Annotated in this window: 11 protein-coding genes; 8 read left to right on the top strand and 3 right to left on the bottom strand. The window is 75.7% G+C overall.

The window, feature by feature from the left end:
• Positions 1–170: 170 nt before the first annotated feature.
• The 3 genes from ACFVFR_RS05835 (at position 171) to ACFVFR_RS05845 (ending at position 1,917) form a co-directional block, all read left to right on the top strand.
• Positions 171–698: a CinA family protein gene (locus ACFVFR_RS05835; protein ID WP_383698590.1), complete on the top strand. Its 528-nt coding sequence runs from the start codon at positions 171–173 to the stop codon at positions 696–698.
• A gap of 109 nt (positions 699–807) precedes the next feature.
• Positions 808–1,179, top strand: coding sequence for a helix-turn-helix domain-containing protein (locus ACFVFR_RS05840; RefSeq protein ID WP_383698422.1), 372 nt, complete (start codon positions 808–810; stop codon positions 1,177–1,179).
• 267 nt (positions 1,180–1,446) lie between these two features.
• Entirely contained in the window at positions 1,447–1,917 is a 471-nt protein-coding gene (locus ACFVFR_RS05845; RefSeq protein ID WP_383698423.1) for a Dps family protein, read from the top strand.
• Positions 1,918–3,695: 1,778 nt separating this feature from the next.
• Here ACFVFR_RS05845 and ACFVFR_RS05850 read toward each other — a convergent pair.
• Together ACFVFR_RS05850 and ACFVFR_RS05855 are read right to left on the bottom strand one after the other, a co-directional pair.
• The gene (locus ACFVFR_RS05850) at positions 3,696–4,568 is read right to left on the bottom strand and encodes an Fpg/Nei family DNA glycosylase (protein WP_383698424.1); all 873 of its coding nucleotides are present in this window, start codon (positions 4,566–4,568) and stop codon (positions 3,696–3,698) included.
• A gap of 1,135 nt (positions 4,569–5,703) precedes the next feature.
• Complete coding sequence (locus ACFVFR_RS05855) at positions 5,704–10,662, bottom strand: DEAD/DEAH box helicase (protein WP_383698425.1); 4,959 nt, start codon at positions 10,660–10,662, stop codon at positions 5,704–5,706.
• Between the two features lie 116 nt (positions 10,663–10,778).
• Between ACFVFR_RS05855 and ACFVFR_RS05860 the strand changes: the two genes are divergently transcribed.
• The 3 genes from ACFVFR_RS05860 (at position 10,779) to ACFVFR_RS05870 (ending at position 13,041) form a co-directional block, all read left to right on the top strand.
• A complete protein-coding gene (locus ACFVFR_RS05860; RefSeq protein ID WP_383698426.1) occupies positions 10,779–11,615 on the top strand; it encodes an AraC family transcriptional regulator in 837 nt (278 codons plus the stop codon).
• Between the two features lie 356 nt (positions 11,616–11,971).
• Complete coding sequence (locus ACFVFR_RS05865; protein WP_383698591.1) at positions 11,972–12,733, top strand: AzlC family ABC transporter permease; 762 nt, start codon at positions 11,972–11,974, stop codon at positions 12,731–12,733.
• Positions 12,730–13,041, top strand: coding sequence for an AzlD domain-containing protein (locus tag ACFVFR_RS05870; RefSeq protein WP_383698427.1), 312 nt, complete (start codon positions 12,730–12,732; stop codon positions 13,039–13,041). Before ACFVFR_RS05865 ends, ACFVFR_RS05870 begins: the two co-directional genes overlap by 4 nt.
• Before the next feature lie 360 nt (positions 13,042–13,401).
• Here the strand turns inward: ACFVFR_RS05870 and ACFVFR_RS05875 are convergent, their stop codons facing one another.
• Positions 13,402–14,343 (bottom strand): hypothetical protein, encoded by a 942-nt coding sequence (locus tag ACFVFR_RS05875; protein ID WP_383698428.1) that lies wholly within the window; start codon positions 14,341–14,343, stop codon positions 13,402–13,404.
• Positions 14,344–14,423: 80 nt separating this feature from the next.
• On the opposite strand from ACFVFR_RS05875, the gene ACFVFR_RS05880 reads away from it, so the two are divergent.
• Both ACFVFR_RS05880 and ACFVFR_RS05885 read left to right on the top strand, forming a co-directional pair.
• Positions 14,424–14,618: a DUF3046 domain-containing protein gene (locus ACFVFR_RS05880; RefSeq protein ID WP_383698429.1), complete on the top strand. Its 195-nt coding sequence runs from the start codon at positions 14,424–14,426 to the stop codon at positions 14,616–14,618.
• Positions 14,619–14,806: 188 nt separating this feature from the next.
• Complete coding sequence (locus ACFVFR_RS05885) at positions 14,807–16,099, top strand: AI-2E family transporter (protein ID WP_383698592.1); 1,293 nt, start codon at positions 14,807–14,809, stop codon at positions 16,097–16,099.
• Positions 16,100–16,158: the final 59 nt, after the last annotated feature.

Consider the following 16,158-nt stretch of genomic DNA (forward strand, 5'->3'; position numbering starts at 1 on the left):
CGGTGAGCCAGGCGCGTACGGCGGGCGGTGGGACCTCCACCGCCCGCCGCGCTGTGAAGGGGGAGGGGATCGCTGTGACTGAGGGGGACGCGACGCCGGAGGGGAGCGCGCCACCCGAGGGCGTCGCTCCCGGCGGCGGGGGGTCGTCCGGAGGCGCCGGTGGCGCGGCCGTGGACGGCCCGCGACCGGCGGTGCCCGCGGCCGAGGTGCTGGCCACGCTCGCGGCCCGGGGGCAGAGCGTGGCGGTGGCCGAATCGCTCACCGGTGGGCTGCTCGCCGCGGCCCTGACCGAGGTGCCCGGGGCGTCGCGCTGTTTCCGGGGTGCGATCACGGCCTACGCCACCGAGGTGAAGGCCGCCGTGTTGGGAGTGGACGCGGGGCTGCTGGCCGCGCGGGGAGCGGTGGACGCGGAGGTCGCGGCCCAGATGGCGCGGGGCGTACGGCGCGTCGTCGGCGCCGACTGGGCGCTCGCCACCACCGGCGTCGCCGGGCCCACGCCCCAGGACGGCCAGCCGGTTGGCACCGTCCACATCGCGGTCGCCGGCCCCGACGGGGCGTCGGCGGCGCGGTGTCTCGGGTTGGCTGGAACGCGTGCCGAGATTCGGGCACGCAGCGTCACATCCGCCCTGGAACTGCTGCAGAGCGAATTGATCGAGAATGCGAGGGCACAGGATACGGAACAGGGCGGGGGCATTTGATGTTTGCAGCCCTGAGTGAACACGACATCGCCCCCCGCACGGGCGGAGCCCGAGGCGGTACGGTGGGGCGAGAAGGAACCGGATACGCGGTCCGAGGAGGGAGCCAGCGATGATTCTGCTCCGTCGCCTGCTGGGTGACGTGCTGCGCCGACAGCGTCAGCGCCAGGGCCGGACGCTGCGCGAGGTCTCCTCGTCCGCCCGGGTGTCCCTGGGGTATCTCTCAGAGGTCGAACGAGGACAGAAGGAAGCGTCCTCCGAACTGCTCTCCGCCATCTGTGACGCCTTGGACGTACGGATGTCCCAGGTGATGCGCGAGGTGAGCGACGAGCTGGCGCTGGCCGAGCTCGCGCGGTCCGCCGCGGCGAGCGAGCCCGTGCCGCCGATGCGGCCACGTCTGAACTCCGTTTCGGTGACGTCCGTTCCCGAGGAACGCGTGACCATCAAGGCGCCCACCGAGGCCGTCAACGTGGTCGCCGCCTAGAGGGCCGTCCGTCGGCCGCGCGGTCGCCGCGCACCCGCTGTTCCGTAAGCCCCGTCCGGATCGCCGGACGGGGCTTACGGCGTTCCGCCTCGCGGGCGGGGTGTGGCGCCACGGGGTGGTGGGGCGGGTGTGTGGCAGCGGAGGGGGCGGGTAGACGGGCGTTCCGTTGAAAGAACGGCTCATCGAGGCCATATGCGGCGTATGTCTGGGTACGCGGGAGTGTGGCAGGGTGAGGGAAGGGACCTATCCGTCAAACAGGAGGAATACATGACTGTCGTCAAGAGCTCGTTGCCCGAGACGGACCGCAAGACCGTTGGTGACGCGTTGCAGGGCGCGCTGGTGGACCTGGTGGATCTGTCCCTGGTCGCCAAGCAGGTGCACTGGAACGTGGTGGGCCCCCGGTTCCGCTCCATCCACCTCCAGCTCGACGAGGTGGTGGACACCGCGCGCACGCACACCGACACGGTGGCCGAGCGCGCCTCGGCGATCGGCGTGAGCCCCGACGGCCGGGCGGAGACCGTCGCCAAGACGAGCGGCATCGACACCGTGAAGGACGGTTGGATCAAGGACACCGAGGCCGTGCAGGTCCTGGTGGGGGCGCTGAACGCGGTCATCGCCCGGATGCGCGAGCGCATCGCGGCGACCGACAAGCCGGACCCGGTCTCGCAGGACATCCTGATCGCCGTGACCGCCGACCTGGAGAAGCACGCGTGGATGTTCCAGGCGGAAGCGGGCTGAGCGGGTCGCGTCCAGCCGACTCCGCTGGTCGGCTCGCGTCCGCCGGTCCCCGCGCTGGGGCGAGAGTCCCGGGCGGCGGCCGATGGCCCACTCGACGGGTGGGTGCCGCCCGGGCCGCACCGTCGCCGGTACGGCGTACGTCACGAGGGGTGGGCCGGTGAGGCCCGCGTCCGGCACCGACCGAGGCGTGCGCTCCGCGTGTGATGGGAGAGCGTTGGTGTGGCGGAGGTGACGGGTACGCGACGGTGGGCACATGCCCCGCCCGTACACCGGGCCCCGTGCTCCGCCCCGTGCTCGCTGTGAACCGAAGGCCCCGGTACCGCTCCGTAGCGGTGCCGGGGCCGGCGTGCGTGCGCGAGGAGGCACGGGCGGGCAGGCCCCTCGGGCGAGGGAGCGGGCCGCGCTGACGGGCCGGCGCCGTGTCGGCGGGAGCACGTGATGACGCGGGCAAGGTGATGGGCGGGACGGGGGCCCGGGTGGGGGAACGGCGCGCGGTTTCCGCATGGGACGGGGCCTTCGCGCGAGTGGGTGGCGCCCGTCGGGCGAGTGCGGGCTCTGTGCGGGTGTGGGGCGTCTGGGGGAGCGCGGGGCTTACGGGGTGCGGGTCTGTGAGGGTGCCGTGTGGTGCGGTGTCGTGGGTTCGTTGTGGATGCGGTGGGTGGGGCGGCGGGGGAGACTGGCGCGACAGGACCAGTACGGGAGCGGGACGGGGCGTGGGCCCCGAGCCCGCCGGCGGAAGGTGTCCCGCATGCGAGACGAGGCGATACGCGCCCGACAGGAGCATCCGGCGGCGCGGCCGTACGGGGGATGCCTGACGACGGCCGGTGGCAGCCGGGGGAGCGGGGGCAGTGGGGCGGCGCGGCGGGCGTACGACGCGCTCCCGGGGCGCCGGCATCATCCGTCGGGGAGACAGCGCGGGATCGGGGAGTCGGCGCCGGCCGACGGTGCGTGACCTCGGGCGGCGCGTGGTCGCGCTGCTGCTGAGCGGGGCGTGGGGCTGCGCCGCACTGCACACGGCCGCCGGGCCCGCTTCGACGGGGCCGGTCGAGGCGCTGCTGGTCGCGGGCGGGTGGGGCCTGAGCCTGCTGCCGGTGCACTGTGCTTCGGTGGCCGACCGGTGTGCTTCGGTGGCCGACCGGCGCGGGGGTGGTCAGTCGCGACGGGCGTTTGGCGCCAGGGGGTTCCGCACGATGATGTCGGCCCCAGCGGTGCCACCCACGGAGCCGTCCGTGGAGCTGCCGGTGGAGCCGCCAGGGCAGCCGGCACGGCACGGGGAGGCGGCGGACTTCGTGCGTGGTGGCGCGCGGGTGGATGGTGCGGGTGGTGGGCGAGGCCGCTGGCGGTCGGCGCGCGGGCGTGCGCGGGGTGCGCGGCGGCCCTTCGGGTAGCGGCCGGCGGCGGCACGGGCGCGAGGGGTCTGCCGGGGTGGCCGTGTGCGCGGTGGCGGGCGGCGGCGCTTGGGGTGCCGAGCTTGTGGTGGTCGACGTGCGAGGGGATCGAGGGGTTGGGCTCGTGCGGGTTGGCGGGTTGGCGGGTTGAGGGGTGGGGGCGGTGGGGCCTGGGCTCATCGGTTGTGAGAGGAGGGAGTACGCGGGGCTGCCGTGGAGGCGTGGGCTGGTGGGGATGTGGTGCGGGTGGCCGGCGGGGCGCGGTGGCGGTGGCACGAGGCGGGCATGCCGGCACGCGGTGCGTCGGTGGGCTGGCTGGGTGGCTCCGTCGCCTCGGCCCGGTCCGGCCCGGGGCGGTTGGTGACGGGGCGGGGTGTGGGTGCTGGGGCTTCACCGTGTGGGTTCGGGGGCGGGGCCCGGCTGGCAGCGGGGGCACCAGTAGGTGATACGGGGCACGGCGCCGTCGGAGGCGCGGGGGTCGCCCTGTTCGGCCGCGCGGAGCAGGGTGCCGCAGCGCAGACAGGGGCGGCCCGCGCGGCCGTAGACCCAGAGCCGGCGGTCGGGGTGGTGCTCGGCGGTGGTGATCCGGGCGGGGCGTGACTTGTTGACCTCCAGCAGCTTCTTGGCCAGCGTCATCAGTCGTTGACCGGCGGACGCGTCGAGGTCGGCCACCGGCAGCCACGGGCTCACCCGGAGCAGGAAGCACAGCTCCGCCTTGTACACGTTGCCGATGCCCGCCAGGTTGCGCTGGTCGAGCAGGGCCTCGCCGAGTGGGCGGTGCGGTGTGGCGAGCACGCGCCGCAGGGCCTCGTCCGGGTCCCAGTCCGGGCCCAGCAGGTCGGGGCCGAGGTGGCCGACCACAGTGTCCTCGTCGGCGGTGGCCAGCAGGGCGAGGACGGGCAACCGGTAGCCGACGGCGGTACGGTCGGCCACTCCGAGCACCGCCCTGATCTGGTGCCCCGGGCCGCCCCGCCAGCGCTCCGTGGGGTCGTAGACGTGCCAGGCACCGTCCATCCGCAGGTGCGAATGGAGCGTGAGGCCCCCTTCGACGCGGGCCAGCAGGTGTTTGCCGCGCGGTACGACCTCGCGCACGTGCCGGCCTGTGAGGTCGGTCTCGGGCAGCCGGGGCCGTCGCTGTCCGCGCGCGTCGGGGCGCTGACTGGCACCGGTCGGCGCGCGCAGCTCCCAACGGGTCAGCGGCTTGCCGGCCAGCGCGGCGTGCAGGCGGTGCGCGGTGCGCCAGACGGTGTCTCCCTCGGGCATGAGCCCATGATGCCGCCACGGTGCGGGCGCCGACGCGGCCGGGCGGTGTGTGGACCGGGGCCAGCGGGGTGTGGATGCCAGCGGTGACACCTGGCCCAGGACCGTCGGGCGCGCGCCGCCGGCGCGTCGTACCGTGTGCCCCGCGTCCTTCTCGGGCGACGGTTCGTCGCGACGGGCCTCCTGGCTCCTTCGTGAGGTGAGCGGCGGCCGTACGCCGTGGGCGGGCGTGAGCGCGCGGACGGCATGTGCCGGGCGCGGCTCACGGGGCGCGGGCCGTCGGTGTCGCGCCAGGTACTCGCACGGGCCGCGCCGGCCCGAACCCGGTGTGCGTCCGGACGGGGGCGCCTTCGCGTGAGTGGGCCGGCCGTGAGGTGCCTGCCCCCGCGTACGCCCACGGATGGTTCTGGATCGGGGGTACGGGTGGGCGGGGGCGCGCACCGGGCGGGCCGGGTCCGGCGCATGCGCACGGGTCGGCGGTACGGCGCGGCGCGCAGGGCGCCTGGCCTACGGCGAGGCCGCCGTCGGGCGGCCTCGCCGGCGCCCGGGATACGTGGTGGCCGGTGCTCCGGACGCGTGGTGCTGGCCGCATCGACGTGGGGCCGTCGCCTGGCCCCGTGCTTGCCCCGCTCCGCCTGGCGCCCGTGTCGGCTTCGTGTCCGCTTCCGCCCCCGTGCCCGCTCCCGATCCCGCTCCGTGCTCGTTTCCGAGGCGGTCCGGCGTGCGCGGTCGGGGCCGGGAGCGGGGGCCCGGGGGCCGAGGGGCGGCACGCCGAGTGGGCCGCGTCGGTCGACCCGGGGGTGCGTGGGGCAGCGAACATCGGCGGACGCGGGGCAGCGGCGGGCGCGCGCCTCACCCCATGTCGAGACGTCCCGCGTACCGGGGCGGCCCGTGCCGAGGTAGCGCGTGCGGAGCCGTCCGCTGTCCCCCACCCCTGGCCGAAGTGGCACGCGGCGCCACGCCGTTCGCGGAACGGCGCCCACGGGCAGAGGTCGCGCCCGGCGGCGGGGCCGTCCCCGCTCGCCGGGGACGCGGCCACAGGTGAGGGCGATCGGTCGCCCTGTGGGGGCCGCCGCCCCGCGGGCCCTCCGGTCGCCGACGCCTTCGGGCCGGTCGGGCGGCGCGAGGCACGCGACGGTCAGCGTGGGGAGCGCAGGCGCAGCCCTCGGGGCGTGGCGTGGAAGCCGGCGGCCTCCAGCGCGGCCCCGAACGGCGAGGTCAGCGCGGTGACGCCGTTGACCCGTTCCACCGTGATGGTGCCCAGCGCGCCGGCGCGGGCCGCGGCGGCCAGGGCTTCGAACGCCGGTATCAGCCGGGGGTCGGCGTTCGCCGCGAGATCGTCGGGCGACGCCTCCGCCGCGCGCGGGGGTGGAGCGGAGCGCTCGGGGGAGGGCGCGGGGGCGTCGGCCGTGGTGGGCCACGCGAGGAGGGTCTTGCCGCCGCGCTCCAGGTAGAGCACCAGCGCGCCGTCGACCAGGACGACCATCGAGCCGGCCTTGCGGCCCGGCTTGTGCGTGGCGCCGGGGGGCGGGTCGGGCCAGCCGAGCGCGGCACCGTACGCGTTGGCGGGGTCGGCGGCGGCGAGGACCAGGGCCCGTGGCGCGGCACCCGCCCCCGTTGCGCGCCCCCTGGCGTCGCCGAAGTCCTGACGGAAGGCCGGGTCCAGGGCCGCCCCCTCCGCGCGATCGCGCGCTGTGCCGACCGCGCGGAGCCGGTCCACCGCCCCGTCCATCGCGAACTGCGCGGCCCCCAGCCCCTCCACGACGTAACCACGGCGCGCCTGACCGCTCTCCTCGAAGGCGGCCAACACCCGGTAGGCGGCGGCGAACCCGCCCTCGACGCCCTCCGCCGCCACGGCCCCGCGCGTCACCACGCCGTGCCGGTCGAGCAGCGTGCTGGCCAGCGCGTGGGCCCGGTGCGTGGGCTCGCCCACCCGCTCGGGGACCAGCGACCAGCGCCCCGCCACCGTCGGCGGTCCGCCGAGCGAGGCGGTGGGCCGCGCCACCCGCCCGTACCCGCGCGGGGCCGCCAGCGAGCCGTACCGGCCACGCGGAACCGCGCGCTTGGCGCGGTGCGCGGTGGCCCCCGCCGTGCGTCCGGAGCCGAGGAGGGAGCGCAACGGGGCCACGGTGTCGTTGGTGACACGCCCCGACCACGCGAGGTCCCAGAGCGCGTCGGCGATCTCGGCGTCGGCGCCGGGCGTCGTGGCGGCCAGCCCGGCCGCGCGCACCTGGTCCGCGATCTGCCGGAAGAACAACCCGTACCCGCCAGCGAGGGCGCCGAGCACCGCCTCGTGCAGCGCGGTCAGCTCCAGCGGGCGCGGCTCCGGCAGCAGCAGGGGCGCGGCCTCCGCCAGATAGAGCGTGACCCAACCGTCCTTGCCGGGCAGCGCGCCCGCCCCGGCCCACACCACCTCGCCGGACACGGTCAACTCGTCCAGCAGCGCCGGCGCGTACCCCGCCACCCGGGACGGCAGCACCAGCTTCTCCAGCGCGGAGGCGGGCACGGCGGCGCCCTGCAACTGCTCGATGGCGCGGACCAGGCCGTCCACCCCTCGCAGTCCGGAGCCGCCCACGTGCTGCCACTGCGGCAGGAACGCGGCGAGCGTGGCGGGCGCGACGGGCTCCAGCTCGTGGCGCAGCGCGGCCAGCGACCGGCGCCGCAGGCGGCGCAGGACCGTCGTGTCACACCACTCCTGGCCGATGCCCGACGGGTGGAACTCGCCCCGTACGACCCGGTTGTCGGCGGCCAGCCGGTGCAGCGCGCCGTCCGTGACGGCCGTGCCCAGGCCGAAGCGCGTCGCGGCGTCGGCGGAGGTGAACGGCCCGCGCGTGCGCGCGTACCGGGCCAGGAGGTCGCCCAGCGGGTCCCGAACCGGCTCGGTGAACGCCTCCGGGACGCCGACCGGCAGCGCCGTGCCCAGCGCGTCCCGCAGCCGCCCCGCGTCCTCGACCGCCGCCCAGTGCCACTCGCCCGCGATCCGCACCCGGATGGCGCGGCGGGCGGCCTCCAGGCGCTCCGGCCACGCGGGCTCCGCGCCCCGCTGACGCAACTCCTCGTCGGTGAGCGGCCCCAGCACGCGCAGGGCGTCGGCCACGGCCTCGGCGTCCTTGATCCGCCGGTCGTCGCTGAGCCAGGCCAGCTCGCGCTCCAGCTCGGCCAGCACCTCGGCGTCCAGCAGCTCCCGCAGCTCCGCCTGGCCGAGCAGCTCGGCCAGCAGCCGGGAGTCCAGCGAGAGCGCGGCGGCCCTGCGCTCGGCGAGCGGTGAGTCCCCCTCGTACAGGAACTGCGCGACGTAGCCGAACAGCAGGGAGCGCGCGAACGGGGAGGGTTCGGGCGTGGTCACCTCCACGAGCCGCACCCGGCGCGCCTCGACGTCGCCCATCAGCTCGGTCAGCCCGGGGACGTCGAACACGTCCCGCAGGCACTCGCGCACGGCTTCCAGAACGATCGGGAACGACCCGAACTCGCTGGCCACCTGGAGCAGTTGCGAAGCCCGCTGACGCTGCTGCCACAGCGGCGTGCGCTTGCCGGGACTGCGGCGCGGTAGCAGCAGCGCGCGGGCGGCGCACTCCCGGAAGCGGGCGGCGAACAGCGCCGAGCCCCCCACCTCGTCGGTCACCAGCTGGGCCACCTCACCCTGGTCGAAGGTGACGTCGGCGGCGCCGACGGGGGACTGCTCGCTGTCGAAGGCCGTGCCGTGGTCGGGCGCCGGTCGGGTGCCGGCCGACGGTGCCGTGCCGTCCGCGTCCGCGCCCGCCGGTACCGGCACGTCCAGCAGGTCCAGGCCGAGCAGGTCCGCGTCGGGCAGTCGCAGCACGATGCCGTCGTCGGCGTGCATCACCTGCGCGTCCATGCCGTACCGCTCGGTCAGCCGGGCGCCGAGGGCCAGCGCCCACGGGGCGTGCACCTGCGCGCCGAAGGGGGAGTGGATGACCACGCGCCAGTCGCCCAACTCGTCCCGGAACCGCTCGACCACGATCGTGCGGTCGTCGGGGACGTGACCGCACGCGGCGCGCTGCTCCGCCACGTACGACAGCACGTTGTCCGCCGCCCAGCGGTCCAGGCCGGCGGCGGACAGGCGGTCCCGGGCGGCCTCCGGGGCCAGCGCGCCGACCTCCCGCAGGAAGGCGCCCAGCGCGCGGCCGAGCTCCAGTGGACGCCCGAGCTGGTCGCCCTTCCAGAACGGCAGTCGCCCCGGCACGCCGGGCGCGGGCGTCACCAGCACCCGGTCGCGGGTGATGTCCTCGATCCGCCACGAGGTGGTGCCCAGCGTGAACACGTCGCCCACCCGCGACTCGTACACCATCTCCTCGTCCAGCTCGCCGACCCGCCGCCCGCCGCCCCGGCCCCCCGTACCGCCGGACGGTTCGGCGCCGGCGAGGAAGACCCCGAACAGGCCACGGTCGGGAATCGTGCCGCCGGAGGTGACGGCGAGCCGCTGCGCGCCGGGGCGACCGGTGACCGTGCCGGCGACGCGGTCCCACACCACCCGGGGTCGCAACTCGGCGAAGGCGTCCGACGGATAGCGCCCGGCGAGCATGTCGAGCACCGCCGTGTACGCCGACTCGGGCAACGTCGCGAAGGGCGCCGCCCGGCGCACCACGGCCAGCAGCTCGTCGACGTCCCAGGTGTCCATCGCCGTCATGGCCACCAGCTGCTGCGCCAGGACGTCGAGCGGGTTGGCCGGCACGCGCAGCGCCTCGATCGCGCCCGCCCGCATGCGCTCGGTCACCACCGCCGCCTGTACCAGGTCGCCCCGGTACTTGGGGAAGACGACACCCGTGGAGACGGCGCCCACCTGGTGACCCGCGCGCCCCACCCGCTGGAGCCCGGAGGCGACCGAGGGCGGCGACTCGACCTGCACGACCAGGTCGACGGCGCCCATGTCGATGCCCAGCTCCAGGCTTGAGGTGGCCACCACGGCGGGCAGCCGGCCCGCCTTGAGATCCTCCTCGACCAGGGCCCGCTGCTCCTTGGAGACCGAGCCGTGGTGCGCGCGGGCCAGCACCGGGGGCGCGCCCCTGGCCGCGCCGGACTCGGCCATCACCTCGGCGGGCGCGTGGTGCTCGGGCAGCGGGTCACCGGTGGCCCGCTCGTACGCGATCTCGTTGAGCCGGTTGCACAGTCGCTCGGCCAGCCGGCGGGAGTTGGCGAAGACGATCGTCGAACGGTGCGCCTGCACCAGGTCGACGATCCGCTCCTCCACGTGCGGCCAGATGGAGGGCCGCTCACCCTCCTGCTCCGGCCCCTCGCGCGCGGGCGAGGGGCCCAACTCGCCCAGGTCCTCGACCGGGACGACCACCGACAGGTCGAACTCCTTGCCAGACGGCGGCTGGACGATCTCCACGCGCCGGCTCGGCGACAGGTAGCGCGCGACCTCCTCCACCGGCCGCACGGTCGCGGACAGGCCGATCCGACGCGCCGGGCGCGCCCGTCCGCCCTCGCCCGCCCCGCGCAGGGCGTCCAGCCGCTCCAGGGACAGCGCCAGGTGCGCGCCCCGCTTGGTGCCGGCCACCGCGTGCACCTCGTCGAGGATCACCGTCTCGACGCCGGCCAGCGCCTCCCGCGCGGCGGAGGTCAGCATCAGGAACAGCGACTCGGGCGTGGTGATGAGGATGTCCGGCGGCCGGGTGGCCAGCGCCCGGCGCTCCGCGGCCGGCGTGTCACCGGACCGGATGCCCACCCGGACGTCCGGCTCGGGCAGGCCGCGCCGCACCGCCTCCTGCCGGATGCCGGTCAGCGGGCTGCGCAGGTTCCGCTCCACGTCCACCGCCAGCGCCTTCAGCGGCGACACGTACAGCACACGGCAGCGCTTCTTCGCCTCCGCCGGCGGGGGAGCGCTGGTGAGCTGGTCGATCGCGGCCAGGAAGGCCGCGAGGGTCTTGCCCGAACCCGTCGGCGCGACCACCAACACGTCCGAACCCTCGTGGATGGCCCGCCAGGCACCGGCCTGGGCGGCCGTCGGCGCCGTGAACGCCCCGGTGAACCAGCCCCGGGTGGCCGCCGAGAAACCCTCCAGCGCCGAGCCGCGCGCATGGGCGCCGCCCGGGACCCCGTCCCCCGCCGGCTCACCGCGTCGCTCGTTCCGCACCATGACCCCATCGTGCACCGTACCTCTGACAATCGGCCGAAGTCCCAGGTCACCCGACGTACACAAGAGGGCGGGTGGCCCGCTCGGCGCCCTGAGCGGCCGGTACGCACAATGGGGGCATGAGCGAGCGGGAGCGGGCACGGCACTGGCAGTACGCGGACCTGCCGGGCGTGGACCTGCTCAGTGCCCGCTACATCCGGCACGCGTTCCCCCAGCACGCCCACGACGGCTACGTCATCGGTGCCATCACCGGTGGGATCGAGGAGATGCGGCTGGCCGGCGGCGTGCAGCGGGTCGGCCCCGGCGGCGTCGTCATGATCAACCCCGACGTGGCGCACACGGCGCGCGCGGGCGTCCCCGAGGGCTGGACCTACCACGTGCTCTACCCGGACGCCGACACGGTGGGTGAGATCGCCGCGGAGGTGTCCACCTCACCGGGGGCGACCTGGTTCCGCGAGACGGTCGTGCACGACCCGGAGGGCATGCGGCTCGTCATGGCCGTGCACCGCGCCGCGGAACGGGGCAACGCGCTGGCCGCCGACACACTGCTGCGCGAGGCCGTCGCGCGGCTGCTGCGCGGCCACGGCGGGGCGCTGCCCGCGCGCACCCAGCGCGGGGCCGGCGCCCGGACCGCCGCCCGCGCCAGGGAGATCCTGCAGGCCCGGATGTCCGCCCCGCCCAGCCTCGCGAGCCTGGCCGCGGAACTGGGCACCGGCCCCTTCGCCCTGCTCCGCGCCTTCCGCACCGCGTACGGGATGCCCCCGCACACCTGGCTGACCGACGCCCGCGTACGGCGCGCCCGTCGCCTCCTGGAGGCCGGCACGCCCCCGGCCGAGGCCGCCACCCTGGTCGGCTTCACCGACCAACCACATCTGAGCCGCCACTTCACCCGCATCGTCGGCGTGCCGCCGGGCGCCTACCGAAGAGAGCGATCGGCTCCGCGCGAACCCGCCTGACCGCGACCGCAAGAACGTACAAGACCTCGCCGGTGACCAGCCCGTACGGTGCCGACGTGGTCGAACAAGCAGCACGCGAGGAATGGCGGCCCCCCACGGGGCGCGCGCACCGTACGAGCGACGTGGCCGGCGCCGCGTCCCGACACGCCGACGACGGGGGACGGGGCACGGGGCACGGAGCCCCGGCTACCGCGACGCACGGGGCACGGGGCACGGAGCCCGACGGGGGCACGGGGCCGGACGGGGGGACGAGGCGCCCTGGCACGGAGCACGGGGCGCCCGACCTGGAGCCCGGTGGGGAGGAGACGGGGCCGGCGGGCGCCGACGACCCGGCGACCGACACGGGGCGCGGGGCCGTGGTGCGGGACGCCCTCGGAGTGGGCGTCGCGGTCGGACTGTCCGGCTTCGCCTTCGGGGTGACGTCCGCCGGGGCCGGACTCAGCCTGCCGCAGACGTGCGTCCTCAGCCTGCTGGTGTTCACCGGTGCCTCACAGTTCGCACTCGTCGGAGCCCTGGCCGCCGGCGGGAACCCGCTGACGGCCGCGGCCGGCGCGTTCTTTCTCGGCGTACGCAACGCCTTCTACGGGCTGCGCCTGTCGCAACTCCTGCGGCTGCCCGGCCCCCTGCGGCCCCTGGCCGCGCACTGGGTCATCGACGAGACCGCCGTCGTCGCGCTCGCCCAACGGGACCGACGAGCGGCCCGGCTGGGCTTCGTCGTGACCGGAGCCAGCCTGTACGTGCTGTGGAACCTCACCACGCTGATCGGCGCGCTCGGAGCCGCCGCGCTGGGTGACCCCAACGACTGGGGCCTCGACGCCGCGGGACCAGCGGTCTTCCTCGCCCTGCTCGCCCCGATGCTGCACAGCGCCCTGGAACGGGCCGTGGCCGGCCTCGGGGCCGTTCTCGTCCTGGTCTGCGTGCCGCTGCTGCCCGCCGGAGTGCCGGTGCTGGTGGCGGCGCTCGCCGCACCGATCGTCCTGGCCGTCCACGGCCGCCGCACCGCCCCGGGCGCCCGGCACGACGCTCCGCCGCCGAAGGCCGCCGTCCCCGGGGGCACGCCCGCGACGGCGACAGAAGCCACGGAGCGCCAGGAGACCGTCGAGAAGGAGAGCCGGTGAACACCTGGATCGCCATCGCCGCCACGGCCGCCGGCTGCTACCTGGTCAAGCTGCTTGGCCTCTCCGTGCCCTCGGGCGCCCTGGAGCGCCCCGCCGTCAAGCGGCTGGCCGCCCTGCTGCCCGTGGCGCTGCTGGCCGCCCTGATCGCGCAGCAGACGTTCAGCACGGGGCACGCCCTGGTCGTCGACGCCCGCGCGGCGGGCCTGGGCGCCGCGGCCCTCGCCCTGGTGCTGCGCGCCCCGTTCCTGCTCGTCGTGGCGGTGGCCGTGGCGGTGACGGCACTGGTTCGCGCCGTGGGCGTCGGCTAGGAACCCGCCCGCGTGGCGCGCTCCCGCCCGCACCCGGTCGTGCGCGCCGTGTCCCGGCGCGGCGTGCGAGGGCCGGGGCCGTGCGCCGCGCGGGGTGGGCCCTTCCGTGGCGGCCCCGTGGACCGTGCCGGTGCCGCCTGGCACCCCGTACGCGTGTCGCGTGGACCAGGTCGCGTACGGTCCACGGCCCCGTGTGGCACGCTCCGTGGACCGTGCCGCGCGCGAGCCACCGCTCCGGTCCCGCTGGCCTGCGCGCGCGTCCGCGAGGGGCGCGGGACGACCGTCGCCCCGTATCCGCCCCGCTCCGCCCTGTCGGCCTCGCATGCGGGGCGGCTGTCCTCGCTGCCCGCCGCCCCGCCGTCAGCCGAGTACGCGCCCGTACGCGCGCAGCGTCAGCAGGGCCTCGATGGTCACCATGGGGCGACACTCCAGCGCCGTGCCGGGCGCCCACGGGCGCCAGTTGACGGGCCAGCCACCGTCCTCCTCCTGCGTCGCCGCGAGATGGTCCAGGGAGGCCGACATCTCCGCGTCGGAGAACCACGGGCGGGCGACGGAGCCGGGGCGGCGCGCGAAGTCGTGCGCGAAGTGGTGCTCCCGTGGGGCGTATCCCTCGGGCACCGGATGGTCGGCCGCGGTGTGCGGAGCGAGCACGACCAGGCGCTGCTCGCGGACGCGGGTGCCGATCCGCTCCGCCACCACCGCGGCGCGCTCCCGGTCCGGCACACAGTCCAGGAAGGTGATCGCGGCGGTGACCTCGTACGGGTGCGTGGGCGCCCCGTCCGCCAGCCGCTCCACGGCCGACCAGCAGAAGTCCGTCGCCCGGAACAACCAGGCGTGCCACACGCCGCCCCGGTGCAGGAGCCCGGTGACGGGCCCGGTGGCGAGCAGGTCGCTCGGCGGGTCGTCCACCACGGGAACCCACGGGGCGGCCGGGTACCCGCGCAGCGAGGGGTGCAGCGCGGGCAGGGCGCCGGCCGGAGTGGAGATCTCGGTCAGATACCGGCAGACCTGCTCCATCCGCTGTCCGCCGCACCGACCGATCTCGTCGAGCACCCGCAGGGCGTGCGCGGTGTGCAGGGGCTGGCTGACGGGGCCGCGCAGGTCCGGTTCCAGGGCGTGGCCGTAGCCCCCGTCGTCGTTCAGGTACGCGGCCAGCGCCCGCTCCACGCCGTCGACGGAGCGCTCCAGATCGTGGCGCGTGGACAGGAAGTGGTACGCGAACCTGCGCTGCTCCAGGACGCGGGCGGTGAGCCAGATGAAGCGTTCGGCGCGGGTGAGAGGTGCGGTCGGTGCTGGGTCCATCCCCCGACCGTAGGACCGGAACGAGGAGCCCGGCGCGGGATGCCGTACGGCTGCACTCTCAGGGGCGCGATACTGGGCCTATGCGGTTGACGGTCTTCTGGCAGCGAATGGCGGATCACTTCGGGGCGGGGTACGCCGACTCGTTCGCGCGCGATCACGTGATGTCCGAGTTGGGCGGCCGGACCGTCCACGAGGCCCTGGACGCCGGCTGGAGCGCCAAGGACGTGTGGCGCGGGGTCTGTGTCGCCGTCGACGTCCCGCCCGACAGGCGCTGACGGAGCACGCCGCACGGCTCCGTGAGGGTCCCGGCCCGCTCCCACGGCATCCTCCCGCCGGAGCCACGGAGCCACGGAGCGCGCCTGCTGGTCGCGGACATGACAGGGTCTCGCGAGGGCGCTCCCACCACATGCGCCACACTTGCTCCGTGACAGCGAGAGAAGACACCGTCCAGGACGACGCCCCCATGGGGCCACGCGATGCGGCGGGCGCGCGCATGCCCCGCTGGCTGCCGCGCGCCATGGTGCTCGCCCTGGCCCTGGTGGCCGGTTTCCAGCTCGCGAGCTGGGCCTTCCACGAGCTGACGTCGCTGCTGCTCAACATCCTGATCGCGTTCTTCCTCGCGTTGGCCATCGAGCCCGCGGTGGACTGGATGGCGGCTCGCGGGGTACGTCGCGGGTTGGCCACCGGCCTGGTCTTCCTCGGCATCCTCGTCGGCGCGGCGGGATTCGTCACACTGCTCGGGTCGATGCTCGCCGACCAGGTCGTCACCATGGTCGAGGACTTCCCGAAGTACCTGGACAAGGTGATCAGCTGGGTCAACGGCACCTTCCACACGGAGCTGTCCCGGGTCGAGATACAGGACAGCCTCCTGCACTCCGACTGGCTCCAGAAGTACGTACAGGACAGCGCCAACAACGTGCTGGACGTCTCCGCGCAGGTGCTCGGCGGACTGTTCAAGGTGCTGACCGTGACGCTCTTCGCGTTCTACTTCGCCGCCGACGGCCCGCGCCTGCGCCGCACCCTGTGCTCCGTCCTGCCGCCCCACCGTCAGTCCGAGGTGCTGCGTGCCTGGGAGATCGCGGTGGCCAAGACGGGCGGCTACCTGTACTCCCGTGGCCTGATGGCCCTGATCTCCGCCGTCGCCCACTACGTCCTGCTGGAGATACTGGGCGTGCCCTACGCGCCCGCGCTGGCTCTGTGGGTGGGGCTGATCTCGCAGTTCATCCCCACCATCGGCACCTATCTGGCCGGCGGGTTGCCGATGCTGGTCGCCTTCACCGTCGACCCCTGGTACGCGGTGTGGGTGCTCGGTTTCGTCGTGGTCTACCAGCAGTTCGAGAACTACCTGCTCCAGCCGCGCATCACGGCCAAGACGGTGGACATCCACCCGGCCGTCGCCTTCGGCTCCGTGATCGCCGGGACGGCGCTGCTGGGTGCGGTGGGCGCGCTCATCGCGATCCCGGCGACGGCGACGCTCCAGGCGTTCCTCGGCACGTACATCAAGCGGTACGAGGTGACGGACGAGGCCCGGGTACGGGGCGGCGTCCGCAGGCCACGGAGCGAGTCGCGGCTCGCCCGGGCACGGCGCGCGCTCCGGCGCGCGGACGATCGGCCGGCCCCCGGCGGGTCGGCACCGACCGGGGCGGCTGTCACTCCGGCCACGGAGCCGGCGGGGGTGCCCTCAGGTGCCGCGCCGGCCCCCCGGTCTCCCGAGGCCACGGCGCCCGCGGCGGGCGAGCCCGCACCGGAGGGCTGACCACGGGCGACGCGCGGCGGGGCGAGTGAGGCTGGCCCGCGCCGGCCCGTGGACGGCGC

Origin of the sequence: Streptomyces sp. NPDC057702 (assembly GCF_042799315.1) — a bacterium.
In the GTDB taxonomy this organism is placed as follows: Bacteria; Actinomycetota; Actinomycetes; order Streptomycetales; family Streptomycetaceae; genus Streptomyces.

What these genes read in the sequence shown, in the direction of transcription:
- ACFVFR_RS05840 (WP_383698422.1), top strand. Translation starts at nt 808, where the DNA reads ATGATTCTGCTCCGTCGCCTGCTGGGTGACGTGCTGCGCCGACAGCGT.
- ACFVFR_RS05845 (WP_383698423.1), top strand. Translation starts at nt 1,447, where the DNA reads ATGACTGTCGTCAAGAGCTCGTTGCCCGAGACGGACCGCAAGACCGTT.
- ACFVFR_RS05850 (WP_383698424.1), bottom strand. Translation starts at nt 4,568, where the DNA reads ATGCCCGAGGGAGACACCGTCTGGCGCACCGCGCACCGCCTGCACGCC.
- ACFVFR_RS05855 (WP_383698425.1), bottom strand. Translation starts at nt 10,662, where the DNA reads ATGGTGCGGAACGAGCGACGCGGTGAGCCGGCGGGGGACGGGGTCCCG.
- ACFVFR_RS05860 (WP_383698426.1), top strand. Translation starts at nt 10,779, where the DNA reads ATGAGCGAGCGGGAGCGGGCACGGCACTGGCAGTACGCGGACCTGCCG.
- ACFVFR_RS05875 (WP_383698428.1), bottom strand. Translation starts at nt 14,343, where the DNA reads ATGGACCCAGCACCGACCGCACCTCTCACCCGCGCCGAACGCTTCATC.
- ACFVFR_RS05880 (WP_383698429.1), top strand. Translation starts at nt 14,424, where the DNA reads ATGCGGTTGACGGTCTTCTGGCAGCGAATGGCGGATCACTTCGGGGCG.
- ACFVFR_RS05885 (WP_383698592.1), top strand. Translation starts at nt 14,807, where the DNA reads ATGGGGCCACGCGATGCGGCGGGCGCGCGCATGCCCCGCTGGCTGCCG.